Raw genomic sequence first — 26,256 nt, 5'->3', positions numbered from 1 at the left:
CGAATCTTGGACCGGACCACCGACAATTGGCCCCCGGGGGCTCACCGTTCAGCGAAACCCCAGATCAAACGGCGAGTTTCCGGGAAGCAGGGAGACGACCGGCCCCCGGCCGGTGGTAGCTTGAAAGGCACGAACAAGGAGGTTCGCTGATGCGCAAGGTCACCTACTCGCTGGCCCTCACCCTCGACGGGTACATCAAGGACTCAGACGGCAGCTTCGACTGGGGAGACCCCAGCGAGGAGGTGTTCCGCTTGGCGACCGAGGAGGTGCGAGCGGCCGACTTCCACCTGATGGGTCGCCGCCTGTACGAGACGATGGTCTACTGGGAGCCGACCGACGAAGCCCGGGAATATGGGGAGCTCGAGACGGAGTTCGCCGAGCTCTGGCGCGCCCTGCCGAAGATCGTGTTCTCGAACACGATCACCGAGGTGCAAGGCAATACCAGGATCGCCGAGGACGGGCTCGCCGAGGAGATCGAGCGCCTGAAGGCCGAACCGGGAGAAGGACCGATCGCGATCGGTGGAGCAGAGCTGGCGCATCAGGTTGCTGATCTCGACCTGGTCGACGAGTACCTGCTGCGCATATGTCCCGTCCTCGTCGGAGGCGGCACGCCGTTCTTCTCACAGAACGACCGCCGCACGAACCTCGAGCTGCTCGACTCGCGAACCTTCGAGTCGGGCGTCGTGCATCTCCGATACCGCGTCCTGCGCTGACCCGCGCTGTCGACTACCCCTCGCGCGACCAGCCGATCGCCGGAGCGATGTGCTCGGCGATGGTGGCGAGCATCCGCGTGTTGTAGGCGACACCGAGCTGGTTCGGCACGGTCAGCAGCAGGGTGTCCGCCGCCTGGACGGCAGCATCCGCCGCGAGCTCCTCCGCGAGACGATCGGGAGTGCCCTGGTAGGTACGACCGAAGCGTGAGCGCATCCCGTCGAGTACACCGACCTGATCGCCCTCCCCGCCGCCTCGCCCGCCGAAATAGGTCACGTCCTCGTCGGTCGTGATGGGGATGACGCTGCGGCTCACCGAGACCCGGGGCTCTCGACGGTGTCCGGCGGCCGCCCACGCGTCCCGGTACCCCTGGATCTGCTCGGCCTGCAGCTCATCGAACGGAACGCCCGTGTCTTCCGTGAGCAGCGTCGAGCTCATGAGGTTCATGCCCTGCTCCGCAACCCACACGGCACTGGCTCGGCTTCCGGAGCCCCACCAGATGCGGTCGTCCAGGCCGGCGGACTGCGGCTGGATGGGGAGCGGCGCCGTCGAGCCTGTCATCTGGGGGTTACCGGCAACGAGCCCCGCACCGGTGATCGCCGCGCGGAACAGCTCCGTCTTCGCGCGGGCCAGCTCGTCATCGGTCTTGCCCTCAGGCGGAGTGAAGCCGAACGCGTGTGCGCCGTCCTGGGCGGGCTCGGGTGAGCCTCGGCTCAGACCGAGCTGGAGCCTCCCCTCGCCACCGGCGTGTGCGCTGATGAGGTCGGCAGCGGCAGCCTCCTCCGCCATGTACAGGGGGTTCTCGTAGCGCATGTCGATGACGCCGGTGCCGATCTCGATGCGGCTGGTCCGAGCCCCGACGGCTGCCAGGAGCGGAAATGGGGCAGCGAGCTGTCGCGCGAAGTGATGCACGCGGTAGTAGGCGCCATCGATGCCGAGCTCTTCCGCCGCGACCGCGAGTTCGATGGACTGCACGAGCGCATCACCGCCCGTTCGCGTGCCCGATTGCGGAGACGGGTGCCAGTGCCCGAACGAGAGGAAGCCGATTTTCTTGCGCATGCTGAGCACAGCGTCTGGGATGCATGTCGCATTCCCGAGACCGCTCGCGTGTCGCCTTCTCCCGATTGTCGGAGGTCGGGGTTACCTTCCTCGCATGACGAACGTGATCTACAACACCGCCACGACCCTCTCCGGCTTCATCGCCGACGACAACGACGCTCTCGACTGGCTGTTCGTCGTCGACCAGCCCGACGACGACAGCTTCGGCTCGTTCCTGGCGAGCGTCGGGGCGCTCGTGATGGGATCGACCACCTACCAGTGGGTCTACGACCACGAGGGTCTCGACGAGCATCCCGAGAAGTGGCGAGCCTCCTACGCCGACCGTCCGACGTTCGTGTTCACGAGCCGCGACCTGCCCGTCCCTGAGGGACTCGACATCCACCTCGTGCGGGGTGCCATCGCCGACCACATCGGCGCCATTGCAGCGGCCGCCGGCGACCGCGATATCTGGGTCGTGGGTGGCGGAGACCTCGCCGGCCAGTTCTACGACTCAGGCCACCTGACTGAGGTCCGCCTCTCCATCGCGCCGGTGACCCTCCCCTCCGGAGCTCCGGTGCTCCCCCGCCGCATTGAAGCGGATGCACTGCGCCTGACCTCCGCGCACGCGCGGGGACAGTTCGTGGAAGCGCGCTACGAGGTGAGCTACCCGCGGAGGTGACGAAGGCGTGACCTCGTCGCCAGAGCGAGCACAAGCGCGCCCGCGACCAGAAGCACGATCGAGACGACTGGAAGGCCCACAGCCCAGAGCATCGTCGCGGCCAGCCCGAGGAGCCCCGAGATGATGACCGAGTCGAGCTGCCAGACGAGCCTCGCGAGCACGGACACGTCGCCGACCTCGCTCGGCATGGGCGTCAGGAGCAGCGGAGGGAGGTGCCCGCGGCCCGCTTCGTAGGCGCGCACGGCGACCATGGCGAGGCTTGCGAGCAGGGGCGCGGCACCACCACCGCCACCCGAGACGAGGAGCGTGACTCCGACGACAAGGACGACGACGACCAGCGGGAACGCGGCGTGTAGGAGGAACTGCTCGCCCGTCGGCGTTCCGAAGACGGCGGCCCCTGCGGCAGCGTCGGCCGCATGCCGGAACCCCTCGGTGAACGGGGCCAGGGCGAGGAACATCAGAATGGAGCCACCGAGCGCGGCCAGCGCGGCGACCGCCGACGGGCTGACGGCCAACCCCAGGAGCAGGGCCGCGGCCACAACCCCGACGAGCCCGAACACGGTCCGCTGCGGTGTCCGCAACGCACCGACCCCATCGCGGACCAGCATGGACAGCACGCGCGGCCCGCCGACGACGGCTCGAAGCCCCCTCCCCATCGAGGGCACCTCGCGGTACGCCGCCGATGCGCCCGCCAACTCCCCTGCCGCTGCGGCGAAGGCGGCAGCCTCACGGCGCCGTGCCTGCCGGAGGAGCTCGTCACCCCGCAGTCGATCCAGCAGCCGAGGCACGGAGGCGAGCGCAACCGCAAGGACCCCGAGGAGCACCAGTGCACCGACGAGAACGAGACTCAGGCCCGCGTCATGCCCAAGCCAGCCCTCGAGGGCCGAGTGGAGCCCTCGACCGTTCCCGCCGCTCAGGCCGACGACGCCGGTCCAGATCGACCCGAACCATGCCCCGACCCCAAGGGGCGACACCCCGAGAAGACCGAGAGCGATCGCCGCCACCCACGCGCGCAGGCTGCCGATGACCTGGCCTACGAGCGCCGCGATCACGCCGAGGCACGCCAGGGCGACGGACGCCGCCACGAAGCACGCCACTGGCACCAGAGGGGCCCCGACGCCCACGACCAACGCGGCCCCCAGGAGACAGGCCAATAGCCCCGTCCCCGCCGAGGCTGCGAGTGCACTCCGCCGGAACGGCCGCCGCAACGAGACGCGCCTCGGCACGTCATTGGAACCGAGGGTGACCGTAGCGAAGGGATCAAGCAGGGCCGGACCACGAGTCGTCCCCACCAGCAGACCGAGGGGTACCACCGCGGCAGCCACGATCCGAAGCTGCTCTGCGAACGCCGGAGACGTAAGCCAGGCGATCGAGGCAGGTTCCAGGAGCGCGATGAACAGCATCCGCGCCAGTGGCGCGACCGCGACGAGCACCACCGCTCCCGCGAGGTAGGCGCGGTACGCACCCTCACGCCGCCGCACGCCCACCGCCCTGGTCGTCGCCATCGCGTTCGCGTTCGCCGGCAAGCCGCAACTCGTCCGCACCCAGCGCCTCGATGAGCGCTCGGCTGTGGGTCGCGACGATGATCGCCGCGCCCCTGTCTCGCTCTTCCACGAGGATGCGGGCAAGCAGCTCACGTCGCTCCTCGTCGAGACGCTGCTCGGGTTCGTCGAGCACGAGCACGTCGAACGGACGCGCCAGAACGGTGGCCAGTGAGAGCAGCTGGAACTGCCCGGACGAGAGCTCATGCGGGAACCGCGTGGCCAGATGCTCGATGCCGAGGCGCGCCAGCACCGTATCTGCGGAACGCTCCCCCTCGAGCGTGGTGGTCCCCCACGATGCTGCGACGGCCGTCAGATGCTCTCGTGCACTCAGGGTGAGCGAGAAGGGGACCGACCCGAGCAGAGCCGCGAGGCTGCGCCGGAACCGCGGACTCCGTTCATCCACCGGCCGGTCGTCGAGGAGGATTCGGCCCTCGCTCGGCGTGACGAGCCCGGCCAGCGCGCGGAGCAGCGTCGTCTTCCCTGAGCCGTTCGCCCCCGTCAGGCACAGCACCGATCCGGCCGGCACCGCGAGATCGACATCGGAGAGCACCCGCGTGCCCCCGCGCTTCACCGAGAGACCCTCGACGCGGACGACTGGCACGCAGCCATCCTCCGCTCGACCAGGACCGCGATCACGTCCCCCAGGGCCGGACCCGCTCACGGCCGCAGCCCCTCGACGAACGCTTCGAGGCGGCGCAGCCCTTCGACGAGCTCCGCTCGCGAGGCGGCATAGGAGAGTCTGACGTGGGTCTCGCCCGTGTGCGCTCCGAAGTCGCGGCCAGGTGTCAGCGCGACCTGGGCCTCCTCGAGCGCCCGTCCGCAGAAATCCCACGAGGACAGACCGGTCCGGGACACGTCGAAGTACACGTAGAAGGCTCCGTCGGGCAGGACTGGAACCGGGAGACCGATGCGCTGCAGGCCCTCGAGCACGAGTTCGCGACGATTGGCGAGCTCGACCCGGCGCTCCTCGCAGATCGACAGCGACTCGGGGGTGAACGCGGCGAGAGCGGCAAGCTGCGCCGGTGCCGACGCCGACAGGAAGTAGTTCGTCGCGAGCTTCTCGACGGCCGGGACGAGAGCCTCAGGGAGCACGGCCCAGCCGAGTCGCCAGCCGGTCATGCCGAAGTACTTGGAGAAGCTGTTGATGACGATCGCTTCCGGGTCGACGCTCAGGACGCTCCGCGGAGGGGTGCCGTCCTCGCCCGGGTCGGAGAGGTTCAGGTAGATCTCGTCGACGATTCGCCACGCGCCCCGCTCTCGGGCGAACGCGCAGAGGGCACCGAGCTCCTCGAAGGGCACGGAGGTGCCGGTCGGGTTCGACGGCGTCGCGACCATGATCGAGGACGTCCGCTCACCCCAGACCGCTTCGGCGCTGGGCACGTCGAGCTGGTAGCGGGACTCGATGCTCGTGGGCACGCCGACCACCCGTCCGCCGAAGCTCTCGACCAACTGCCGATTGCAGGGGTACGACGGATCGGCCATGACCACATCGTCACCGGGGTCGGTGGTGGCGGCCACGACGACCAGGAGGGCCGCCGAGGCGCCCGAGGTCACGAGGATGCGGGCCGGGTCGACCTCGACGTCGTGACGGATGCGGTAGAACTCGCTGATCGCTTCGCGGAGCGCTGGGAGCCCGAGCGCGACGGTGTACGGGAGCGGCCGACCATCCATGGCATCGCGCATCGCCTCGCGAACCTCAGGCGGCGCCCCGAAGTCGGGTTCCCCCAACGAGAGCTTGACGACGCGCTTGCCCTCCGCTTCGAGGGCGGCGGCACGCTGCCCGAATGCCATGGCGTGGAACGGCTCGACCGTCTGGGCGCGATGCGAGAGCTTCATACCCCAAGGATGCCAGGTGGCCCGGCCTCAGGGCAGTTGGGGGGGGCGTCCGCCGAGCAACGCGACGCTCAGCTCCTGGTGGCGCCAGCCCCGGTGCGCGCGCCCTGGGACGGTGAAGAGGCCTGGGACGGTGAAGAGGCCTGGTCGTCCGTGATCGCTCGCACTCGCGGGCTCCTGCCCGCTTGGGTGTGCAGCCAGGCGCCCGCCGGGACGGTCTTGATCGACTGCCAGGCGTCCCGGTCGAGGTGCGCAGAGCGGGGCGAGAAGACCTCCTCGAGAAGTCGGGGGTCGTCGCTGATGAACGCCGACGTGCCTTCCTCCAGCCACACCGGTCTGCTCTCCCCTCGTTCTCCGGGGCGTGCGCCTTGGACCCGCAGCGCCCCGGCCCGGTCCTTGGCGATCATGATCGCGGATGGCACGAGCAGCTCCGGGAGATCGTCGAGCTCGTCCAGGAATCGTCGCCCTTGGGCCCGCAGCACGACGGACGTCGCCGGCTCGCTGGAGAGGCGAGTGAGGAAGATGAGGTCGAGGTGCCTCGTTCGGACCTCGGTGAGCGCCCGCTCCAATGGTCGCGCGAGCAGCCACGGTGCACCCGAGCCGTGGTCGGCGACAACTCGAAGACGCTCTTCAACGATCGCCAATCGGACGTCAGGATGCACGTCCTGGTCCGGATGTACGAGTACTCCCACGGCTCTCCAAACTCACGAGCGGTGTTGCTCCGCACTGAAAATCTCCGCGCAACGTAGCATGCTGACGGAGCAGTGTCGGCGCGTTCGCGACGAATTCGTCTTCACATATGGCCGATACCGCCATCCTCGCCACACCCCGAACGGGGTGCGGTACTGCCCCGATCGTCACTACACTCACTGGCTATGAATGCCCTCGCCCGATCGGCCGGCGGACCCCAGCAGCAGCGCAGCATCCAGACTCGGAGTCGCCTGGTGCTCGCAGCGGCCACCACCTTCGTGGAGTACGGCTTCGCCAGCTCGACCCTGTCGCGCATTCGGGCGAACTCGGGAGTCACGAACGGGGCCTTCTACCACCACTTCGCGACCCGCGAGGCGGTCGCCGAGGCGGTCCTCGGCGAGTACGCGGCGCGGGCATCGAATGCGGTGGCCGAGGCCACGAGGTCGGCGGCAAGCGGCATCGACGCGCTCCTGAAGGTGTCCGTCGCGTTCGCGAAGCTCCTGCAGAGCGATGTCGTGGTCCTCGCAGGCGTCATCGTGACGTCGGAGATCGGCTCGAGCTTCCTGTCGCACGGCTCCTATCTCGACTGGCTCGCGCGCATCCGTCCCGTCATTCGGATCTGCCAGCGAGAGGGCAGCATCCGCGGCGACTTCAGCGCCGACCACGTCAGCTCGCTCTTCGTCTCGTCCTTCACGGGCACGCAGCTGCTCTCTGGGGCGCTGACCGACCGGCAGGACCTCGTGGAGCGTATCGGCGTGCACTGGCGGATGATCCTGCTCGGCCTCACGACGCCCGAGAGCGCCGAGCGCGTCGAGAAGCTCGTGGACTCGGCCTTCGGCGACTACCAGACCACCGGCGTCTCCGAGATGACTGACGACGCGCTGAGCACGTCGCGCGCGGAGGAGGCTCAGCATGCCCTTCGCTGATGAGCTCCTCGGAGCCCAACAGGCTTCCGCGATGGTGCAGCTGCTGCAATCGGCGGCCGGAGGCCATCAGCTCTCCGCGACGCGGGCGACCGCTGATGGCCTCGACGGGCTCGCCCTCGGCGCGCGGAGCTCCCACCTCGCTGCATCCATCTTGGAGGACCTCCCGGTCGGCTACCCCGAGTTCGCCGCGATCATCCGCCGTGCGCTGGAGTCGTCCGCCCTCGAAGGGTGGATGGTGTGGCCGATCTCGAATGCGGTTTCCGCTGCCGCCATCGTCGATGGCGGCGCTGCGGCGTTCGACGACGGCATGCAGCTCCTCGCGGAACTCACCCCTCGGCTGACCTGCGAGTGGGCGGTGCGGCCCATGCTGCGGGCGAGGCTCGAGCGGGCACTCGAGATCATGCTCGAGTGGACCAGGAGCGACAACGAGCATGTGCGTCGGCTCGCGTCTGAGGGGACACGGCCGTACCTGCCGTGGGGCACTCGGGTCGCCGAGATCACCCGCGATGCGCGCCTGTGCATCCCGATTCTGGATGCGCTCTACCGCGACGACAGCGAGGTCGTTCGCCGTTCGGTCGCCAACCACCTGAACGACATCAGCAGGCACGACGCGACCCTGGTCTGCGAGACGGCCGCCGCGTGGCTCGCCGACGGTGACGAGCACACGCCGAGACTCGTTCGCCACGCTCTCAGGACGCTCGTGAAACGGGGAGACCTCGACGCCTTGGCGCTCCTCGGCTTCAGCTCGGCGGAGGTCGTCGTGGAGGGGCCCACGCTCGATCGCGCGAGCATGGTGCTCGGCGAGGAACTGCTCATCACCGCCAGCATCACGAATCGTGGTGAGGTCGCGGCGGATCTCGTCGTCGACTACGTCGTGCACCACGTCAAGGCGGACGGCAGCCGCACCCCGAAGACGTTCAAGATCTCGACGACGACACTCGCACCGGGCGCCACGCTCAGCATCAGCAAACGGCACGCCGTCAGACCCATCACCACGCGCCGCTACCATCCCGGCGTGCATGCCATCGAGCTGCAGGTCAACGGTGTCCGGCACGGATTCGCCGAATTCGACCTGGTTCTCGACCCGGTGTGCTGAGATACCCGCATGCCCGAAGAACCCTCCGAAGCAGTCGCCACCGAGACCATTCGTCTCGAGCGGAGCGTGGACGCCGCTCGGGAGGATTTGTGGCTGTGGTTCACGGCGAGCGAGAAGACGGCCAAGTGGATCGGCCCGTGGCACTTCACTGACGAGCAGCGCGGCCGGATCGGGCTGCAGCTCGTGGCCGAGGAGGGTGCCCGGGCAAGCGCGGCGACGATCCGGCGCTGCGAGGCCCCGAGCCTGTTGGAGGTCACGACCGAGGATGCAGCCGGATCGTGGCACCTGCGTGTCTCGCTGGCGGAGTCCGGGGTGCGGGGCGAGGCCACTCGGCTCGTCTTCGAGCACTTCGAGGTGCCCGTGGCGATGCTCTCGGATATCCGGGCAGGCTGGAACTACTACCTCGATCTGATGCTGGCGGCCAAGGACGGCCTCGAGACGCCCGTCTTCGAGGACTACCTGGATGCCCCCTCTGCAGAGGCCTGACCGACCGCGCGATCCCCACTTGTCCTCGCATCACCCGAGCGGATGTCATTCCCGGTCATGATGGATGCCGTGTCACATTGTCGATACACAGCATCGGTAGCCTGGGCTCATGCTCGAAGCCCCAACGAACTCCCCCGCCAGCCGCACTGAGGCTGGCGCTGAACTGCCAGATGAGCTGCGCTCTGACGTGCACCTCCTCGGCACCCTGCTCGGCCAGGTCCTGACAGAGACGGGAGGCCCCGAGCTCCTCGACGACGTCGAGCGACTGCGTCGCCTCACGATCTCGGCCTACGAGCACGACGGCGCGGCCGCGAACGACTCGTTCGCCTCCGCCGAGGAGCTCGTGGATGCGCTCTCACCGGCACGAGCAGACGAGGTCGCGCGGGCGTTCACCTGCTATTTCCACCTCGTGAACCTCGCCGAGGAGCACCACCGCGTGCGCGTGCTTCGCGCCCGCGGCACCTCACCATCGAAGCAGCAGGAAGACACGATCTCGCAGGCGTTCGCGCGCCTGAGCGACGAGATCGGTGCGGAGGCCGCGTCGGTGCGGGTCCGCGCCCTGCGTTTCCACCCCGTCTTCACGGCGCACCCGACCGAGGCCCGCCGACGGGCTGTCTCCTCCGCGATCCGTCGCATCAGCGACCTGCTCGAGGAACGCGACGAGCAGCGGCTCTCGGGTGGCGCATCCGAGGGCAGCCCCGCCGCTCAGGAGCTGACCCGTCGCCTGCTCGAGGAGATCGACCTGCTGTGGCGCACCTCGCCGCTGCGCAGCGACAAGCCGACGCCCGTCGACGAGGTGCGCACCGTCATGGCCGTCTTCGACGAGACCCTCTTCACGACGGTCCCCCGCGTCTACCGCCGAGTCGATGAGGCCCTGCAGGGTGCGCTCTCTGGAACGTCGAAGCCCATCGCCGAACCCTTCGTGCGCGTCGGCTCCTGGATCGGCGGCGACCGAGACGGCAACCCGTTCGTGACCGCGAAGGTCAGCCGTCAGGCCGCCGTCATCGCATCCGAGCACGTCCTCCTCGGCCTCGAGCGCGCCTCGGCTCGAATCGGGCGCACGCTCACGCTCGGCGCCGACACCACGCCCCTCGACGCGGCCGCCGCGACCCTACTCGCGCGCCTCGGCAGCGGCGACGAGAGTGCCGCGGCCGAGATTGCCCAGCGCTCGCCCGGAGAGCCGCACCGCCGCATCCTGCTGCTCATCGCCCGCCGCATCGAAGCCACCCGGAGACGCAACGCGGACCTCGCCTACAAGGTGCCGGACGAGCTGCTGCGGGAGCTGCGCATCCTGCAGGCATCGCTCGTCGCCGCTGGCGCTGGCCGGCACGCCTCCGGCGAGCTGCAGCACCTCATCTGGCAGGTCGAGACGTTCGGCTTCCACCTCACCGAGCTCGAGGTGCGCCAGCACTCGCAGGTGCACCGCAAGGTGCTCGCCGAACTCGCCGAGCAGGAGGCGGGCGCGGAGCCCAGCGAGCTGACCGCCGAGGTGCTCGACGTGTTCCGCTCGATCGCGTTCATCCAGGAGCGCCACGGCCCGCGCGCGGCAGGCCGCTACATCGTGTCCTTCACGCAGTCGTCCGAGGACATCGCCAACGTCTACAAGCTCGCCGTCGCGGCGACGGGCCCCGGGGCGACTCCCCCCGCGCTCAACGTGATCCCCCTCTTCGAGACGTTCGCCGACCTGCAGGCGGCTCCTCGCATCCTCGCCGAGATGCTCGAGCAGCCCGAGGTCGTCGAGCTGCTCGCCGGCAACGGGCGCAGGCTCGAGGTCATGCTCGGCTACTCCGACTCCTCGAAAGACGTCGGGCCAGTGGCTGCGACGCTCGCGCTGTACGAGGCGCAGAGCCAGATCGCCGCCTGGGCCCGCGAGAACGGCATCGAGCTCACCCTCTTCCACGGCCGCGGCGGTGCGCTCGGCCGCGGCGGCGGCCCCGCGAACGTCGCGATCCTGGCCCAGCCGCCGCACTCCGTCGACGGTCGCTTCAAGCTGACCGAGCAGGGTGAGGTCATCTTCGCCAGGTACGGCGACCCGGACATCGCGGCCAGGCACATCGACCAGGTCATCTCGGCGACGCTCCTCGCCTCGGCCCCGTCGACGGAGACCCGCAACGCGGATGCCGCCGAGAAGTACGCAGGGGTCGCCGCGACCATGGACTCCGCGTCACGCGAGCGGTTCTTCGCGCTCGTGAAGGCCCCCGGGTTCGCACCGTGGTTCGCCAGAGTGACCCCCATGGAGGAGGTCGGGATGCTCGCCCTCGGGTCGCGCCCCGCCCGCCGCGGCCTCTCCGTTGAGTCCCTGGAAGACCTGCGCGCCATCCCGTGGGTGTTCGCGTGGACGCAGGCGCGCATCAACCTGACCGGCTGGTTCGGCCTCGGCACGGCGCTCGACGCGGTCGGCGACCTCGACCAGCTGCAGGCCGCCTACGCCGAATGGCCGCTCTTCAGGTCGATGATCGACAACGTCGCGATGAGTCTCGCGAAGACGGACGGACGCATCGCCCGCCGCTACCTGGAGCTCGGCGACCGCCCGGAGCTCGCCGAGCTGGTGACGAGCGAGCTCGATCTCACGGCGAGCTGGGTCACCCGGATCACGGGTGGCGCCGAGCTGCTCGAGCGCAAGCCCGTGCTGCAGCGCGCCGTGAAGATGCGCAGCCCCTACGTGGACGCGCTCTCGCTCCTGCAGCTGCGCGCGCTCCGCAGGCTGCGTGACGACGCCAGGAAGCCGGACGGGGATGAGGCCGCCGAGCTCCAGCGACTCCTGCTGCTCTCCGTGAACGGCGTCGCCGCCGGTCTCCAGAACACCGGCTGACGCCGCCGGCGACTCGTGTCGCCGACGCAGCGAGAGGTCGTCATCCCCGCGGGGATGGCGGCCTCTTCGTCGTTGTGGCCCGGCTGGCTGGTGGAGACACGAAAGGGCAAGTCCCTCCCAGGTGCGCGCCTCAGTCGCGGATGACCCTGCCGTCGACGTAGACCCAGCGCCCGTCGCTTCGCCTGAAGCGGGCGCGCTCGTGGAGGAGACCTGCACCGTCGGCGTCACGGTACGACGCCCGGAACTCGACGACCCCCGTCGAGTCGCCCTCTGCGCCGTCGAACTTGTCGACGATCTGCAGACGCCGCCACACCGTGCCGTCTTCGAGCTCGAGGTCAGCTGGGCGGGTCTCCGCGTCCCAGGTCGCGTTGAGATAGTCCGGCAACCGGCGAGCGAACGCCGAGTACCGGGATCGCATGAGCGCCTCAGCTGTCGGAGCTGGGGCGCCTGCGTGGAAGACGCCGCAGCACTCGGCGTACGTGGCCCCGCTTCCGCACGGACAGGGCTCCGCCCGAGACTGGGTCTCGGGCTGGGTCTCCGTGCCCGGCGCCGCGTCGTGGGACGCTGCCGTTGCCTCGCTCATTCGCTCGCCGCCGAAGGCTTGGTGGCCTTGCCATCCAGCCACAGGGTGTCCGACTCGTCGCCGTGCGGGCCCGCCTTTCCGACGTGCTTGTCGCTGATCTTCGGCCCCTTCTTGATGACGTGCACCAGCGCCATCCCGTGGCCTCGACCGAGGTCGTAGTCCTCCTTGAGCCAGGCGAGGATCTCCCCGGCCTTCGTGGCCTCGGCATCGAGACCCTTCTCCTTCGCGATCGCGATGAACTGACGCGGCGTGAGGCCCGTCTTCTCCTCGATGTTGTCGAGGTACGACTGGAACGACATGGATGCACCCTCCCTGGGCTCGCCTCTGGCCGGAGAACCGTGCTGGCATCCTAACGACCCGACCTTCCTTCCAAATGCCTGCGGATCGGACCGGGCCCGCCAGAGCAGGAGGAAGATGAGGCTATGTCGCACCATCCAGCACTGTCGCGGCCGCTGTTCCACGACGCAGACCAGAACTTCGAGGCCAAGGTCGTCCTCGGATCCGTCGGTGCGGGTGCCGGCGATCTGGGCGAGATCTTCGCAACGCTCGCCGCCATCGAGGACGGGAAGCGGGAGTCGTGGATCAGGGCATGGTTCGCCCGAGCCCAGGTCACGCGGCAGCTTGCCGAGGTCTCGACGGACAATGGGCGAACAGCGACGGCCGCCGCCCAGTGGCTTCGCGCATCCGCCTACTACGGCCATGCCTTGAACGCGATCGCTGCGATCGGCGACGATGGCGGTTACACGAACGCCTTCGCGCTGCACCGCGCTGCCTGGGACCGCTTCGCGGACATCCGGCGAGTGCCGCTGGAGCGACTCTCGATCCGCTTCGGAAAGGGCGGCCTCCCCGGCTACCTGCAGCGTCCCGAGGTCGGTGCCGCGGACGGGCCGTCTCCGCTCCTGGTGCTCGTGAACGGCAGCGACGGAACACTCACCGACCTCTACTCCACGATGGGAGCATCTGCCGCCGCCCGGGGCTACGCCGTGCTGTACTTCGACGGCCCCGGCCAGCAGAGCCAGCTCGTCGCCGGGTCGCACTTCAGGCCCGACTTCGAGGCTGTGCTGACGCCGGTCGTCGACACGGCGCTCGGACTCTCAGGCGTGGATGCCTCACGAGTCGCGGTCTACGGCGTCAGCCAGGCCGGCTACTGGGTGCCACGAGCGCTCGCGTTCGAGCACCGCGTGGCCGCGGCCATCGTCGACCCCGGGGTGACGGATGTGTCGACCTCATGGCTCTCGCACCTGCCCGCTCCCCTGCGCCACGAACTCGCGAAGGGCGATTCGAAGCACTTCGACCAGTACATGAAGCTGGGTCTCGGCCACAGCGCTGCGGAGCGCGCAGTGTGGAGCTTCCGCGCGAAGCCGTACGCCAGCACCGGCTACTTCGCCGTCTACCGGGAGGTCGAGAAGTATCGCCTCACGGCTGAGCTCGCCAGCTCGATCACGACGCCACTGCTCATCACGGCACCGGAGAACGAGCAGTTCTGGCCAGGACAATCCGAGGAACTCGCGTCGCTTGTCCCCGAAGCAGAGCTCGTCCGCTTCACCGCCGTCAACGGCGCCGACGCACACTGCGAGCCGCTCGCTCGCACCGCGGTCAACGAGGTGCTCCTCGATTGGCTCGATGCGCGCCTCGTTCGCTAGCCTCTCGGCGCTACTCGCTGCGCTTCGCGACGAGCCCGTCCCGCACCTGTCGACGGAGCACCTTGCCGATGAGCGACTTCGGGAGCTCGTCGACCTGCACGACCCGCTTCGGCACCTTGTAGGAGGCGAGGCGGGAGCGGCAGAAGTCACGAAGGGCATCTGCATCGAACGCGGCGCCCTCCCGGAGGACAACGGCGGCAGTCACATCCTCGCCACCGGAGCTGCGGGGCAGGCCGACGACTGCCGCCCCCTCCACGTCGGGATGCGCCGTGAGCGCCTCCTCGACCTCTGAGGGGCTCACGTTGAAGCCCCCCGTGATGATGAGCTCCTTCATGCGGTCGACGACCGTCACGAACCCGTCGTCCGAGACGGTGACGATGTCACCCGTGCGAAGCCAGCCGCCCGCGAGCAGCACCTCCCGCGTCTCGTCGGGGCGCTTCCAGTAGCCCTGGAAGACCTGGGGGCCGCGGATGAGCAGCTCGCCCGGTTCACCGAAGGCACGCTCCACACTCGGATCCTCGGGGTCGACGACGCGGATGTGCGTGCTTGGGAACGGCACCCCAACCGTGCCGGGGCGGCGGCTCGGACCGACCGGGTTGCCGAGCGCGACCGGTGAGGTCTCGGTCATGCCGTACCCCTCGACGAGGAGTCCGCCGGTGACCTCCTCCCACCGTTCGACGGTCTTCACGGGCAGGCTCATGGCCCCGGAGATCGCGAAGCGGATGCTCGTGAAGCTGACGCCCTTGCGGGAGGACGCCCGCGAGAGCGCATCGTAGATGGGCGGAACCGCGGGCAGGAACGTCGGCGGCGACGCCTTCGCCGCCGCGACCACGAGATCGACGTCGAATTTCGGGAAGAGAACGAGCTTGGCGCCGAGGCTCATGGCGAAGGTCAGGCACAGCGTCATACCGTACGCATGGAAGAGCGGAAGGACGCCGTAGAAGGTCTCGCGCCCCTCGGTGAGGCCCGGCACCCAGGCGCGTCCCTGCGCCGCGTTCGCGCGCAGGTTGCGGTGCGTCAGGATCGCCCCCTTGGGGTTGCCGGTCGTTCCGCTCGTGTACTGCAGCAGCGCGACGTCATCGATGCCGGGATGCGGCACTCGCTTCGAGATGCGCTTGGCGTTCGCGATGCGCTCCCACTTGAGCACCCTGCGGTCCGAGGGCGCTGCCGTCATGGCCTCGCGCGACTCGCGGGCCTTGGCGATGGGCAGGCGCAGGGCGAGTCGCTTCCCGAACGGGAGCGCCGAGGACATGTTGACGGCGACGATCGTCTCCGGCACCACATCGCTCGGCAGCTCGGAGATGAGGTCCGCGACCTTGTCCCAGACGATCGCGAGCTTCGCGCCGTGGTCTTCGAACTGGTGCCGCAGCTCCCGGGCCGTGTAGAGCGGGTTGTGCTCGATGACGATGGCACCGAGACGGAGCGCGGCGTAGAAGGCGACGACGTGCTGCGGGCAGTTGGGGAGCACGAGCGCCACCCGGTCTCCGGCCCCGACTCCGAGCTTGCGGAGCCCCTCAGCAGCCCGAGCAACCTGCTCGCCGAGCTCGCCATAGCTGGTCTCCGCCCCGAAGAACTCGAGCGCGGGTCGAGACCCGAACCGCTTGACCGCGTTGTCGAGCAGGTCCACGAGCGATTCGCGAACCTCCGGGATGTCGTGGGGCACGTCCTCCGCGTAGGCGGCCAGCCATGGCCGGGATGCGAGGGCGGAAGTCTTGCTGGTCTCGTTGGCGTCGTTCACCGGGGTCCCTTCGACGATCACGGCTGCGCGCACAGCGGTGCACTCGAACCTTATGACGGGGCGGTTGTGCTGGAGCCGTGCGTCGGTCAGGGCCGTGCCATAGACGGGTCGCGGATGAAAGCACCAGTCCTCTTCTCAGACGAAGGTGACGCCAAACCCATAGCTCGTCCATAGAAAAGTGCTTCAAGCTACAACTATGAAGAAGCCATCGAAGAAAGCCACCATCGGCATCGTCATCGCGGCTGTCGTCGTGGTGATCGGCATCGCGGCCGCAGTGTTCGGCCCCATGATCTACCGCGATGTCATCGCCGCCCCCGCAGCTGAAGCTCCTGCCCTCGAGATCGAATCCACGACCCCGAGCAGCGCGGATGTCGGATCGCTCGCCGGCTCCTGGACCGTCGCCGCTGGCTCCTACGCGGGCTACCGCGTCGACGAGGTCCTCAACGGCACGGATGTGACCGTCACCGGACGCACCGAGACCGTCTCCGGCACCCTCACGACCACCGACACCGAGCTCACGGCCGCCGACATCACGGTCGACGTGGCGTCCATCGCGACCGACGAGCAGCGCCGCGACGAGTACTTCCGCACCGAAGCCATGGACACGACCACGAACCCGGAAGCGACCTTCACGCTCGACGAGCCCGTCGCAGCACTCGATGGCCTCGCCGAAGGCACGCAGGAGACCATCCCGGCGACGGGCACGCTCACGCTCAACGGCGTCAGCCAGCAGGTGAGCATCGACATCACGGCCGGCCTCGACGGCGAGACCGTGCAGGTCGCAGGCAGCATCCCCGTGACCTTCGCCGACTACGGTGTCGAGGCGCCGAACCTCGGGTTCGTCTCCGTCGAGCCCACTGGCGACGTCGAGTTCCTCCTGGTGCTCGAGCGCGCCTAGCCTTCATCACCCAGCCGACACCTCCGGCCTGGGCTTCGTCCCCAAGCCGCCCCACACGCCCGTCCTCACACTCCATCCGCTGACCAACTTGCGTGACAGAACCGGTGCATCCGGCCAGAACTTGGCCCGGGCAGCCCGCCTGTCACGCAAGTTGGTCGTTTCTGCGTGACGCGGCTTCAGCGCGACCCCGGTTTCAGGCCCCGAGCGCGTCGAGCTTGCCTTGCAGCACCCGGCGCTGCCGTTCGTTGCCGCTCAGCTGGATGGCGACCAGCAGCTCCGAGCGAGCCTCATCCACCCTCCCGAGCTGCACCAGCAGCTCCCCGCGGACGCTCGCGAGCAGCGGACCGCCGGCGAGAGCACCGGATGCACCCAGCCGGTCGACGATCGCCAACGCGCTGGCGGGTCCCGTCGCCATCGACACGGCCACCGCACGGTTGAGCTCGACGATGGGGCTCGGCGCGATGCGTCCGAGGACCTCGTAGAGCAGGACGATCTGCGGCCAGTCGGTGTTCGCAACGGATGGTGCGACCGCATGACGCTCGGCGATGGCGGCCTGCAGACAGTAGGTGCCTCGCCCCTTGCCCAGCGCATCCGCTCGCGCCAGGAGGGTGCGACCGCGGAGGATCGCAGATCGGTCCCAGCGGCGACGGTCCTGGTCTGCGAGGAGGATCGGGGTGCCGTCCGCTGCTTCGCGCGCCGCGAAGCGCGAGGACTGCAGTTCCATGAGCGCGACGAGCCCGAGCACCTCGGGCTCGCGCGGCAGCATGCTGCTCAGGGCGCGGCCGAGGCGCAGCGCCTCGGCCGCGAGGTCGGATCTCAGCCAGCGGTCGCCGGAAGTCGCCGCGTACCCCTCCGTGAAGATGAGGTAGATCACGGCGAGGACCCCCTTGATGCGGGCGGTCCATTCGCTGGGGTCGGGCGTCTCGAAGGGCACCTTGGCGGCGCCGAGGCTCCTCTTGGCGCGCACGATGCGCTGCTGCACGGTCGCGACCGGCAGCAGGAAGAGGCGCGCGATCTCGCCAGTCGTCAGGCCACCGACGATGCGCAGAGTGAGGGCCACCTGGGCTTCGCGGGAGAGCGCCGGGTGGCAGGCGACGAACATGAGCCGAAGGACGTCGTCGCCGATCGGCTCCCACTCGTCGCTCGCAGATGCATCCGCTTCGCTGAGGTCGCGCGCGATGGCGCTGTAGCGCTCGTCGAGTCGCTCGCGCCGCCGCCATCCGTCGATGGCCTTGCGCTTGGCGACGGCCGTGAGCCAGGCACCCGGGTTGAGCGGGACGCCCGACGCTGGCCACTGCGTCAGCGCGTCGGCGACCGCTTCCTGCGCGAGGTCCTCTGCGAGGGAGACGTCGCCGACCATCCTCGTCAAGGTGGCGACGATTCTCGCGCTCTCGATGCGCCAGACCGCATCGATAGCCGCCACGCTCGCACGCGGAGCTTTGCTGGCGTCGACGTCGACGTCGACCTCGACACCAACGGCAGCGGAAGCGGCAGCACCCCCGGCGGAGCCGCCGCGCGTCTCAGGTTCGTGGCCGTGCTCGGAGGCGGTCATGGCCGGTGGCGAGGTGAGGACTCGAGACGTGCCGGGTCTCAGGCGCCCGCCTGTTCCTCGCGCCAGCCCTCTTCCTTGCGGAGGTACTCGTTGTCCTCGTGGCCTTCGAAATCGCTCATGTCGGTGACGCGGCGAACTTCGAGCTTCGACCCTGGACCCTGGAGCGGGGCGCGGGACGCCCACTGGATGGCTTCGTCGCGGGTTGCGGTCTCGATGATCCAGAAGCCGTTGAAGAGCTCATGCGTCTCGCCGTATGGGCCGTCGGTGACGACGGGCTGCTCGCCGGTGAAGTCGACGACAAACGCCGTGCTGAGGTCGTCGGCGAGGCCTTCGCCTGCGAGCAGGACACCGGCCTCCATCATCGACTCGTTGTACTTGCCCATGGCGTTGATGATCTCGGTGAAGTCGGTGTTCTCGTACGAGGCCTTGGCTTCGTCGGTGGCGCGCATGATGAGCATGAACTTCATGATGGTTCTCCTTGTCTGCGACCCATTCGGGGCCGGTTTCAGGGTGCCGGTCAGCACCCTTCTACTATTGCGTCGAACGGGAGCCGGCGGAATCGACACACGTCGGAAACTTCTTTGGATTTTCTTCTGCAGGCCGGTCGGCGCATCCCCACCTCGGGTTGTTACCTTCCGGTCATGACAAGCGATTTCGAACCACGCGTCGACCGGGTCTCCCGGGTGCTGCCAGCGAGCGCATCCCATGTCTATGGGGCTTTGCTGGACCAGCGGGCGCTTGAGTCCTGGTTGCCGCCGCAGGGCATGTCGGGGAGGTACCTGAGCTTCGAGCCCTGGGTGGGCGGGCGCAGCGTGCTCGAGCTCACCTACGCGGAGGTGCCGGCGGGTGGCGGGAAGACGTCCGAGTCTCGGGATGTCTCGGCGTCTGTACTCGTGGAGCTCGTCCCCGACGAGCGGGTCTCGCAGCAGGTCGTGTTCGAGTCGCAAGACCCCGCGTTCGCTGGAACGATGACGATGGTGTGGGAGCTGGCGGAGTTCCCTGGCGGGACCTTGGTGACGGTTTCGGCGTACGACGTGCCGAGCGGCATCGCTCAGGCGGACCACGTCGACGGTATGTCGTCGTCGCTGGAGAACCTGTCGGCGTTTGTGGGTCGCTCGTGAAGCAGCAGGTGAACTTCGTGACGTTCGCGACTCGTGATCTGGACGAGGCGCGGCGCTTCTACTCGGAGGCGCTGGGGTGGGAGCCGTTGCTGGATGTGGTGGGCGAGGTGCTGTTCTTCCAGATCGGGGCCGGTCAGGTGCTGGGTTTCTTCGATGCGGAGAAGTTCGACCGTGACCTGGGCACGGGCGAGCAGCGGTCGACGGTGTCCGGTGTGACGCTGGCGCACAACGTGGGCAGCCGGGAGGAGGTCGTCGCGGTGGTGTCGGCGATGGCTTCCGGTGGCGGGGTGATGTTGAAAGTGCCGCAGGAGGGTGAGTTCGGCGGGGTCTTCCATGGGCTCGTCGAGGACCCGAATGGCGTCGTCTGGGAGGTGGCGCACAACCCGGGCTGGGCGGTGCTGCCTGACGGTTCCGTCGTCTTCGATCAGGCCGGGCAGGAGTAGCCGGCCTCGAGCTGGGTTCGAGTTCGCGTTCGCGATTGCTCGCCTTCGCTCGCGACGGTCGTTGTCTGGGGCTGGTCAGCAGCGGGGCTGTTGCGGGTGCTCGCTGCAGTCGCCGACGGTGATGACGGTGTCGGCGGTGAAGAGCTCGATCGGCACAGCCGCGGAGGCTCGGTCGAGGGTGCCGGTGACGGGGATGCTCGTACCGTTCGCGAGGGTCACGCTCGCCGTGTAGACGACGGTCACGGAAGCTTGCACGGTGGCCTTTTCGCGGTAGACGTGGCTGGTTGCCGTTGCGGTGAAGTCCTCTTGGCCGAGTGCCGCCCAGCTCGCCCCGGGCGTGGTCGTCTCCCTCGTGGTGCCGTCGCCGGAATTCCATCGGTAGGACACGGGCGTGAAGGTCACGGTGATGGGGTGCCCGAGGACGGTGCCTGCAGCGGCGTGCTTAGTCGCAGTGGTGAAGAAGTTCGTGTGGGACCCGACGATGCTCCACGTGGACGGCTCCGCCGTGAGCGTCACCGAGGCCGGTGCGAGCGTGAGCACGTCGCTGATCGTGAAGCTCCTGGGCGGGGCCGGCACGGTCGGTCGTGCGCCTCCCCCGCCGCCGCAGCCTCGGCACTGCACCGGCGTGAGGAGCGAGCTCATCGGCGACGCCAGAGCCCTCACGCTGGGCGTGAACGGAGGCGGGCCGCCCGGGGCAGCTGCATCGCCACCATCTCCGCCGCTCTCTCCGTCGTCCCACCCGCCCCCGCCGCCGTCGGAGAGGTCCGGAGATGTGGACTCGTCCGAGTACGTCTCTTCCACCTGAATGTTGACGCTGTCGCCACCATTCGATGCGCCTCCGCAGCTGCCACCCTGGAAGGCGAAGACCGTGCACGTAGGCAGGAGATCAGGTGTTTCAACCAGGATGCCCGCGGCCAGAACCGAGGCCACTAACAGGACGTGGAACTTGGCCACGGCGAAGTCTCCATTAGCTTGAAGTCCAACGGGTCAGTTTGCACGCGGAACACCACAGGTACGCGCACCGGCACTTCTGAACCTCTAACATTTGTGCCGGTCGCGTCCACAAGTTGAGTCGACGAAATGTCATAGCACCCGTAAGTGCGAATGACTACAAGCCCGTGATCGACGCTCACGCTCTGAACCGCGAACGAATCCACGTGGATTTGACCTGTTATGTGGAGCGACTCTGCCGCCATGTTTTCCGCCCCGGTACGTGCTTCAGTTACATAGTCGGGGCCCGCCAAAGTCTCAAGTTCCGCAAAGTCGCCGGTGGTTCCTGCGCGGACCTCAGCCGCGATCGCAGCGGGCACGAGCTCCTCCACGATCGCGAGGGCTTCTTCGTTGGTCGGCAGCACGGGCGCGGTGCCGGGCGGCGCGCTGAGCGTTGGACTGGGGGTTGGCCCTGGGGCCGGTTCCCGGGGCGCGCATCCGCTCACCCCGATGGCCGACCCGACGCTGAGCATGACGAGCAGCGCGGCCCTGACGGCACGCCTGCTTCTCTCCCCTGAACGCATGGGCGTCAACGTAGTGGCCTCCGAGAATTCGCGCAGAAGTTATCCACACCTCGCCAACCGTCTCCGGCGGCTGGCTAGCATCGACGCATGACTGCACCCAGCGAATGGATCGAGCACCGACGAGGAGACGGCGAGCTTCTCGGGTGGATGTGCCCTCGAGGCGACGGCTTCGTCGTCATCGACCTGCTCGGGCGGGAGCGCTCGGATGCCATCGACTGGCTGGAGGCCGAGACCCTCCTGGAGGAGACCGGCATCGGCTACCTCGCCGACGCCTACGAGCTGCGCCTCGAGGACGGCCACTGGACTCGGGTGCGCATCACGGAGGTGTCGGCGATCCGCATCCGCGTGAAGCGCGAGGACTGGGGCGACATGACCGTGCCGCACAACGAGTACCTGCTGCCGTTCCCACCAGCAGGTGACCTCCGCGCAGTCCAGACGACCTGACTCACCTCGACCACGGCCCCCACCAGTCCTCGCCCCGCCCGCTGAGGCTCTCGCCTCCGCACTCAAGACGGCGACGCTCGGAGCCTTCCGGCGTCACAGTCTCGGTTCGCGGTCAGGCGCGTGTCCTTGGATTGTCTCCGCGACGCCTCGCCGCACGATCTCGTCGCGGGGCCGGTCGCATTCGCCACGATGAAGGGAGCACCGCCATGGGCTACATCAAGGTCGGGACGCAGAACAGCACGGACATCGAGCTCTACTACGAGGACCACGGCGCGGGGCAGCCGGTGGTCCTCATCCACGGGTACCCCCTGAATGGGGCGAGCTGGGAGCGGCAGACGCGAGAACTGCTGGCCGCTGGCTACCGCGTCATCACGTACGACCGCCGCGGCTTCGGTGAGTCGAGCAAGGTGACCGAGGGCTACGACTACGACACGTTCGCGAACGACCTGAACGTGGTCCTCGAGACCCTCGACCTGCGCGACGTGATCCTGGTCGGCTTCTCGATGGGCACCGGCGAGCTGGCGCGGTACGTGGGCAAGCACGGTCATGACCGTGTTGCGAAGCTGGCTTTCCTCGCCTCGCTCGAGCCGTTTCTCGTGCAGCGCGACGACAACCCCACGGGCGTTCCGCAGGAGGTCTTCGACGGCATCTCCGACAACGCGAAGGCCGACCGTTTCGCCTGGTTCACGAACTTCTACAAGGACTTCTACAACCTCGACGAGAACCTGGGCTCGCGCATCAGCCAGGAGGTCGTCGACGCGAACTGGACGACGGCAACCCAGTCGGCGCCGGTCGCCGCCTATGCCGTTGTGCCCACGTGGATCGAGGACTTCCGCGAGGACGTCGCGGCGGTGCGCGCGAGCGGCAAGCCGTCGCTCATCCTGCACGGCACGAGCGACAACATCCTGCCGATCGACGCGACGGGGCGCCCGTTCCACGCGGCGTTCCCTGAGGCCGAGTACGTCGAGGTCGACGGCGCCCCGCACGGACTCCTGTGGACCCACACCGAGGAAGTCAACGCGGCGCTCCTGAAGTTCGTCAAGGCCTGACAGACCGAGCAGTCCGCACGACGTCGCGCCCCGCGCCTCCGCAGATATCAAAGATATAAAGCGGATGCGCGGGGCGCGATCGCGTGGCGAAACAGTCGCTGCGGACCCATGCAGCTCGCGAAAGCGACCGACGCGGTCAGCCTTCGACGTGTTGCCCATCTCGTTCTCTAGGCTGGCCCCATGCCCCGCACTCTGATCCTTCTCCGCCATGCCAAGGCCGAGCATCCGATGACGATCGACGACCGCCAGCGATCGCTCGCCGACCGGGGCGTGCAGGAGGCCGCGGAGGCCGGCGACTGGCTGCGCGCGAACGCGCCGAAGGTCGACAAGGTGCTCTGCTCGCCGGCTGCCCGCACGCGGCAGACGCTCGAGACCGCCGAGATCCTCGCTCCCGCCGAGTTCCCGAGCACCCTCTACATGGGCGGCGAGGACGACTACCTCGAGCAGGTCAAGGAGACCGACGCCGAGGTGCAGACGCTGCTCGTCATCGGCCACGAGCCGACCGTCTCGGGCACTGCGATCGCGCTGGCCGCCGACAAGGACTCGGAGTTGGCGCGGGAGATCCGGCACGGCTACCCCACTTCGGGGATCACCGTTCTGACGTTCCACGGCGAGTGGGATGCGCTGCGCTGGAACTCCGCGAACATCACGGCCTTCCGAGCGCCGCGCTGACCTCTCCACACGAGCGCCGTCTCTGACGGTCGCCGCACCTGACGGCCGCCATCCCAGACTGTTCGGTCGAAGCCCCGTGTCCCGTCAGCAATCTCGCCGCGTCCCTGCAGCAATCCCGCTGCGTCAGACGTTGGCGCTCTCGTGCCGCTTCGCGTCCGCTGGCCGCAGTGCCATGCCGAGGATGGGGAAGAGCAGCACGGAGAGCATTCCCGCTCCGACGAGCGACGATGCGAGGCCGGGGTCGAGGACCTTCTGGTCGACCCCGATCGCGGTCACGGCGACGATGATGGGCAGGGCTGTCGCGCTGAGGAGGCCGATACCCGCCCGTTCGCGGTTGCCCGCGCCACGCGGTGCGACGAGCTGGGCGGGCAGGCCTCTGATCGCCAGCAGCAGGATGAGGAACACCGGCAGCAGGATGAGCGCGAGCTGGCTGCCGAGGAGCGCATCGAGGTTGAAGGTGACGCCCGTGTAGATGAAGAAGAGGGGCACGAGGAAGCCGAAGGCGATCGCCTCGATCTTGCTCTCGACCTGCTCGCGGTCGGCCTCCGGCGCGCTGCGCATGATGATCTGCCACATGACGCCGGCGGCGAAGGCGCCGAGGAGGATGTCGAGGTCGAGCATCGCGCTGAGGGCCACGAGGCAGGCGAGCGTGAAGATGACGACGCGCACCGCGAACTGACCTGAGGTGTGGAGGCTCGCGCTCACGAGTCGATGCAGGTGCCCGTGCTGCATGCGCACCGCGACGAAGATCGCGACGCCGGTGATGACGACGAACAGCGCGAGCACGAGCGTGGAGACGCCCGGGGAGCGGGTGCCGAGGAAGATGGAGATCGCGACGAGGGGCCCGAACTCGCCGACCGCTCCCATCGCGGTCGTCGCCTTGCCGAAGGGCGAGCTGAGCTCCCCCGCGTCCCGGAGGATGGGGATGAGCGTGCCGAGCGCGGTCGAGCTGAGGGCGATCGCGATGATGACGGCCGCCTCTCCCGGCGCGATGAGGAACCCGGCGGCGAGCCCCATGACGAGGCTCGCAACCCAGGCCAGCGATGCGCGGGCGAGTGGGCCGCCGCCGAGGCTGCGGAAGCGGATCTCGTTGCCGGCGACGAAGAAGAGGGCGGCGAGGCCGAACTCGGAAAGCCAGTCGAGCAGGTCCGATTTGTCGACCCAGCCGAGGAAGCTCGGCCCGACGGCGATGCCCAGGAGGAGCTCGAACACGACGATGGGCACCTTCACCCAGCGCGAGATGCTGCGCGTGAAGAGGGGGGCCAGCACTGCGAGGGCCGGTATGAGGAAGACCCCGGGTTCCGACACGCGCTCAGAGTAACAGCGGGCACGCGTAGCGTGGGCGGCGATTCGGACACGAGCACTGGAGCGGATGCATGAAGCTGCACACGATCACCACCGGCGACGGCCCGCGGAAGGTGGCGCTGGTGCACGGCATCGGCGCGAGCGCCGACCTGTGGGGCTCGCTGGCCGGGCGCATCGCCGAGTCGGGCGAGTACACGGCCATCGCCGTCGACCTGCGCGGCCACGGCGAGAGCCCGCGGGCCGAGAGCTACCGACTCGACGAGTTCGTCGATGACCTGATCGAGACGCTTCCGCACGATCTGCACAGCGCGGTCGGGCATTCGCTGGGCGGTGCCCTGCTCGTGCGGGCGGTGCCCCGGCTTCGCCCCGAACGGGCCATCTACCTCGATCCGGGGTTCAAGCTCGGACTGCCAAGCGAGGGAGTCGGAGCGCGCGTGTTCTGGGCGCTGTCCGGAGTGACGCTGCCGCTTGTGATCCTGGCGGGCGCCGCATCGGGCACGAATGACACCAAGCGGTACTCGGCAGAGACGCGGGAGCTGAACGCTCGGGCGAAGAAGCGCTTCGACGGGAAGATGACGGTGGGCATCTTCGATCAGGTCGCGCATGCTCCGTACACGCCTGCCGTCCCGGTCGTGCCATCCACGATCGTGCTCTCCGCCGAGGGGAAGGCCGTGGTTCCCGCCCCGATGCCCGCCGAGCTCGAGGCTCTCGGGTGGCAGGTGCGTCAGCTTCCCGAGGTCGGCCACCCGTTCTGGCTGCACGACGTGGATGCGAGCTACGGGGCGATCCGCGACCTGATCTGACGAGGAGTCGGGGCACTTCTCCCCCGCCCCGGGGCGGCTCGCTCCCCTAGGCTGAGCCGCACATCGATGAACGATGAAGGGGTGCGCATGCTGTCCGTCGAATTCCCGAGAGATGTCATCTTCACTGCGTCCCTGTTCGGCTTCGCGACGTTCGTCTGGGCGGGGTGGGCGCAGGAGCGGCCCCGACATTGGGCCTGGCGCATCGTCTTCGGGGTGCTGAGCCTCGCCGGCGTCGCACTTATCGGCATCACGCTGCCGACGGCGATCAGGAACTGGACGAGCGCGACGGCCCTGCGGGTCGACTCCGTGCCGTTCGCGGTCTACATCGCCATGGTGGCGGTCGAGGTCGTCGGCGGCCTCATTGCCGCGATCATCCTGTTGCGGAAGAAGAAGGGCGAGCTCATGGCGCCCGTCATGCTGCTCATCGTGGGCCTGCACTGGGTGCCGATGATCTGGGTGTTCGAGCAGCCGTTCCTGGCCCCGGTATCGCTGTGGGCGATCGCGGTGGCGATCGTCACCTTCTTCCTGCCGAGCGAGAAGCAGGCGCCGAGTTTCTGGTGCGGCATCCTGGGGGCGCCCGTGTTCCTCATCACCGGCGTCGTCTTCGCGGTCGTCGGGCTGAACCAGTTCGCGAGCATGACCTGCGCCTGCTGAGCGAGGTGCGACGACGCGGTGA

27 protein-coding genes are annotated in these 26,256 nt (G+C 68.6%); 15 read left to right on the top strand and 12 right to left on the bottom strand.

All coding sequences use genetic code 11. The features are described 5' to 3' along the window. Positions 1–149 precede the first annotated feature (149 nt). Positions 150–713, top strand: a complete 564-nt coding sequence (locus tag C5E06_RS08030; RefSeq protein WP_104241089.1) for a dihydrofolate reductase family protein — start codon at positions 150–152, stop codon at positions 711–713. A gap of 13 nt (positions 714–726) precedes the next feature. Here the strand turns inward: C5E06_RS08030 and C5E06_RS08025 are convergent, their stop codons facing one another. After that, the gene (locus C5E06_RS08025) at positions 727–1,770 is read right to left on the bottom strand and encodes an LLM class flavin-dependent oxidoreductase (protein WP_104307250.1); all 1,044 of its coding nucleotides are present in this window, start codon (positions 1,768–1,770) and stop codon (positions 727–729) included. Positions 1,771–1,864: 94 nt separating this feature from the next. Between C5E06_RS08025 and C5E06_RS08020 the strand changes: the two genes are divergently transcribed. Continuing rightward, positions 1,865–2,428, top strand: a complete 564-nt coding sequence (locus C5E06_RS08020; protein WP_104306552.1) for a dihydrofolate reductase family protein — start codon at positions 1,865–1,867, stop codon at positions 2,426–2,428. Here C5E06_RS08020 and C5E06_RS08015 read toward each other — a convergent pair. The 4 genes from C5E06_RS08015 to C5E06_RS08000 all read right to left on the bottom strand — a co-directional run bounded on the left by C5E06_RS08015 (position 2,413) and on the right by C5E06_RS08000 (position 6,497). Next, on the bottom strand, positions 2,413–3,933 hold the full coding sequence (locus tag C5E06_RS08015) for a hypothetical protein (RefSeq protein WP_104306551.1): 1,521 nt from the start codon (positions 3,931–3,933) through the stop codon (positions 2,413–2,415). The genes C5E06_RS08020 and C5E06_RS08015 overlap by 16 nt on opposite strands. Beyond that, positions 3,896–4,573: an ABC transporter ATP-binding protein gene (locus C5E06_RS08010; protein ID WP_258067565.1), complete on the bottom strand. Its 678-nt coding sequence runs from the start codon at positions 4,571–4,573 to the stop codon at positions 3,896–3,898. Before C5E06_RS08010 ends, C5E06_RS08015 begins: the two co-directional genes overlap by 38 nt. A 56-nt stretch (positions 4,574–4,629) precedes the next feature. Beyond that, on the bottom strand, positions 4,630–5,808 hold the full coding sequence (locus C5E06_RS08005) for an aminotransferase class I/II-fold pyridoxal phosphate-dependent enzyme (RefSeq protein ID WP_104306550.1): 1,179 nt from the start codon (positions 5,806–5,808) through the stop codon (positions 4,630–4,632). 68 nt (positions 5,809–5,876) lie between these two features. Beyond that, complete coding sequence (locus C5E06_RS08000; protein WP_146081334.1) at positions 5,877–6,497, bottom strand: hypothetical protein; 621 nt, start codon at positions 6,495–6,497, stop codon at positions 5,877–5,879. Positions 6,498–6,680: 183 nt separating this feature from the next. Here C5E06_RS08000 and C5E06_RS07995 point away from each other — a divergent pair, with 183 nt between their 5' ends. The 4 genes from C5E06_RS07995 to C5E06_RS07980 all read left to right on the top strand — a co-directional run bounded on the left by C5E06_RS07995 (position 6,681) and on the right by C5E06_RS07980 (position 11,815). Beyond that, positions 6,681–7,421 carry a TetR/AcrR family transcriptional regulator gene (locus C5E06_RS07995; protein WP_104306548.1) on the top strand — a complete coding sequence of 247 codons (741 nt, stop codon included), beginning with the start codon at positions 6,681–6,683 and terminating at the stop codon, positions 7,419–7,421. Beyond that, a complete protein-coding gene (locus tag C5E06_RS07990) occupies positions 7,408–8,517 on the top strand; it encodes a DNA alkylation repair protein (RefSeq protein WP_104306547.1) in 1,110 nt (369 codons plus the stop codon). Before C5E06_RS07995 ends, C5E06_RS07990 begins: the two co-directional genes overlap by 14 nt. Before the next feature lie 9 nt (positions 8,518–8,526). Then, the gene (locus C5E06_RS07985; RefSeq protein ID WP_104306546.1) at positions 8,527–9,003 is read left to right on the top strand and encodes an SRPBCC domain-containing protein; all 477 of its coding nucleotides are present in this window, start codon (positions 8,527–8,529) and stop codon (positions 9,001–9,003) included. Positions 9,004–9,112: 109 nt separating this feature from the next. Beyond that, positions 9,113–11,815, top strand: a complete 2,703-nt coding sequence (locus C5E06_RS07980; RefSeq protein ID WP_104306545.1) for a phosphoenolpyruvate carboxylase — start codon at positions 9,113–9,115, stop codon at positions 11,813–11,815. Between the two features lie 130 nt (positions 11,816–11,945). Here C5E06_RS07980 and C5E06_RS07975 read toward each other — a convergent pair whose 3' ends face one another. Together C5E06_RS07975 and C5E06_RS07970 are read right to left on the bottom strand one after the other, a co-directional pair. After that, positions 11,946–12,398, bottom strand: coding sequence for a YchJ family protein (locus tag C5E06_RS07975; RefSeq protein ID WP_104241080.1), 453 nt, complete (start codon positions 12,396–12,398; stop codon positions 11,946–11,948). Further along, entirely contained in the window at positions 12,395–12,697 is a 303-nt protein-coding gene (locus tag C5E06_RS07970) for a DUF4287 domain-containing protein (protein WP_104241079.1), read from the bottom strand. The genes C5E06_RS07975 and C5E06_RS07970 overlap by 4 nt, the downstream gene beginning before the upstream one ends. A gap of 123 nt (positions 12,698–12,820) precedes the next feature. On the opposite strand from C5E06_RS07970, the gene C5E06_RS07965 reads away from it, so the two are divergent. Beyond that, positions 12,821–14,041, top strand: coding sequence for an alpha/beta hydrolase (locus C5E06_RS07965; protein WP_104306544.1), 1,221 nt, complete (start codon positions 12,821–12,823; stop codon positions 14,039–14,041). A 10-nt stretch (positions 14,042–14,051) separates the two neighbouring features. Here the strand turns inward: C5E06_RS07965 and C5E06_RS07960 are convergent, their stop codons facing one another. Further along, the gene (locus C5E06_RS07960) at positions 14,052–15,779 is read right to left on the bottom strand and encodes a long-chain-fatty-acid--CoA ligase (protein ID WP_104307248.1); all 1,728 of its coding nucleotides are present in this window, start codon (positions 15,777–15,779) and stop codon (positions 14,052–14,054) included. Between the two features lie 196 nt (positions 15,780–15,975). Between C5E06_RS07960 and C5E06_RS07955 the strand changes: the two genes are divergently transcribed. Continuing rightward, positions 15,976–16,677, top strand: coding sequence for a YceI family protein (locus C5E06_RS07955; protein ID WP_104241077.1), 702 nt, complete (start codon positions 15,976–15,978; stop codon positions 16,675–16,677). 193 nt (positions 16,678–16,870) lie between these two features. On the opposite strand, the gene C5E06_RS07950 is transcribed toward C5E06_RS07955, so the two are convergent. After that, complete coding sequence (locus tag C5E06_RS07950) at positions 16,871–18,229, bottom strand: RNA polymerase sigma factor (RefSeq protein ID WP_104306543.1); 1,359 nt, start codon at positions 18,227–18,229, stop codon at positions 16,871–16,873. A gap of 38 nt (positions 18,230–18,267) precedes the next feature. Next, the gene (locus C5E06_RS07945) at positions 18,268–18,696 is read right to left on the bottom strand and encodes a YciI family protein (protein ID WP_104241075.1); all 429 of its coding nucleotides are present in this window, start codon (positions 18,694–18,696) and stop codon (positions 18,268–18,270) included. Between the two features lie 174 nt (positions 18,697–18,870). On the opposite strand from C5E06_RS07945, the gene C5E06_RS07940 reads away from it, so the two are divergent. After that, a complete protein-coding gene (locus tag C5E06_RS07940; RefSeq protein WP_104307247.1) occupies positions 18,871–19,350 on the top strand; it encodes an SRPBCC domain-containing protein in 480 nt (159 codons plus the stop codon). After that, a complete protein-coding gene (locus tag C5E06_RS07935; RefSeq protein WP_104241074.1) occupies positions 19,347–19,793 on the top strand; it encodes a VOC family protein in 447 nt (148 codons plus the stop codon). Before C5E06_RS07940 ends, C5E06_RS07935 begins: the two co-directional genes overlap by 4 nt. A gap of 75 nt (positions 19,794–19,868) precedes the next feature. Here C5E06_RS07935 and C5E06_RS07930 read toward each other — a convergent pair whose 3' ends face one another. Next, positions 19,869–20,435, bottom strand: coding sequence for a hypothetical protein (locus tag C5E06_RS07930; protein ID WP_146081333.1), 567 nt, complete (start codon positions 20,433–20,435; stop codon positions 19,869–19,871). A gap of 959 nt (positions 20,436–21,394) precedes the next feature. On the opposite strand from C5E06_RS07930, the gene C5E06_RS07925 reads away from it, so the two are divergent. The 3 genes from C5E06_RS07925 (at position 21,395) to C5E06_RS07915 (ending at position 23,472) form a co-directional block, all read left to right on the top strand. Continuing rightward, on the top strand, positions 21,395–21,751 hold the full coding sequence (locus C5E06_RS07925) for a hypothetical protein (protein WP_104306541.1): 357 nt from the start codon (positions 21,395–21,397) through the stop codon (positions 21,749–21,751). Between the two features lie 206 nt (positions 21,752–21,957). Further along, positions 21,958–22,800 carry an alpha/beta fold hydrolase gene (locus C5E06_RS07920; protein ID WP_104241070.1) on the top strand — a complete coding sequence of 281 codons (843 nt, stop codon included), beginning with the start codon at positions 21,958–21,960 and terminating at the stop codon, positions 22,798–22,800. A gap of 180 nt (positions 22,801–22,980) precedes the next feature. Further along, complete coding sequence (locus C5E06_RS07915) at positions 22,981–23,472, top strand: histidine phosphatase family protein (protein WP_104241069.1); 492 nt, start codon at positions 22,981–22,983, stop codon at positions 23,470–23,472. Between the two features lie 123 nt (positions 23,473–23,595). On the opposite strand, the gene C5E06_RS07910 is transcribed toward C5E06_RS07915, so the two are convergent. Then, a complete protein-coding gene (locus C5E06_RS07910; protein WP_181059341.1) occupies positions 23,596–24,780 on the bottom strand; it encodes a cation:proton antiporter in 1,185 nt (394 codons plus the stop codon). Between the two features lie 68 nt (positions 24,781–24,848). On the opposite strand from C5E06_RS07910, the gene C5E06_RS07905 reads away from it, so the two are divergent. Both C5E06_RS07905 and C5E06_RS07900 read left to right on the top strand, forming a co-directional pair. Continuing rightward, on the top strand, positions 24,849–25,580 hold the full coding sequence (locus C5E06_RS07905) for an alpha/beta hydrolase (protein WP_104306539.1): 732 nt from the start codon (positions 24,849–24,851) through the stop codon (positions 25,578–25,580). A gap of 87 nt (positions 25,581–25,667) precedes the next feature. After that, a complete protein-coding gene (locus tag C5E06_RS07900) occupies positions 25,668–26,234 on the top strand; it encodes a hypothetical protein (RefSeq protein ID WP_146081332.1) in 567 nt (188 codons plus the stop codon). The last annotated feature ends 22 nt before the right edge of the window (positions 26,235–26,256 follow it).

Source organism: Pseudoclavibacter sp. RFBI5, assembly GCF_002931395.1.
Lineage (GTDB): Bacteria > Actinomycetota > Actinomycetes > Actinomycetales > Microbacteriaceae > Pseudoclavibacter.
The sequence above is the reverse complement of the archived record's forward strand: the minus strand, read 5'-3'. Positions and strand labels throughout refer to the sequence as shown.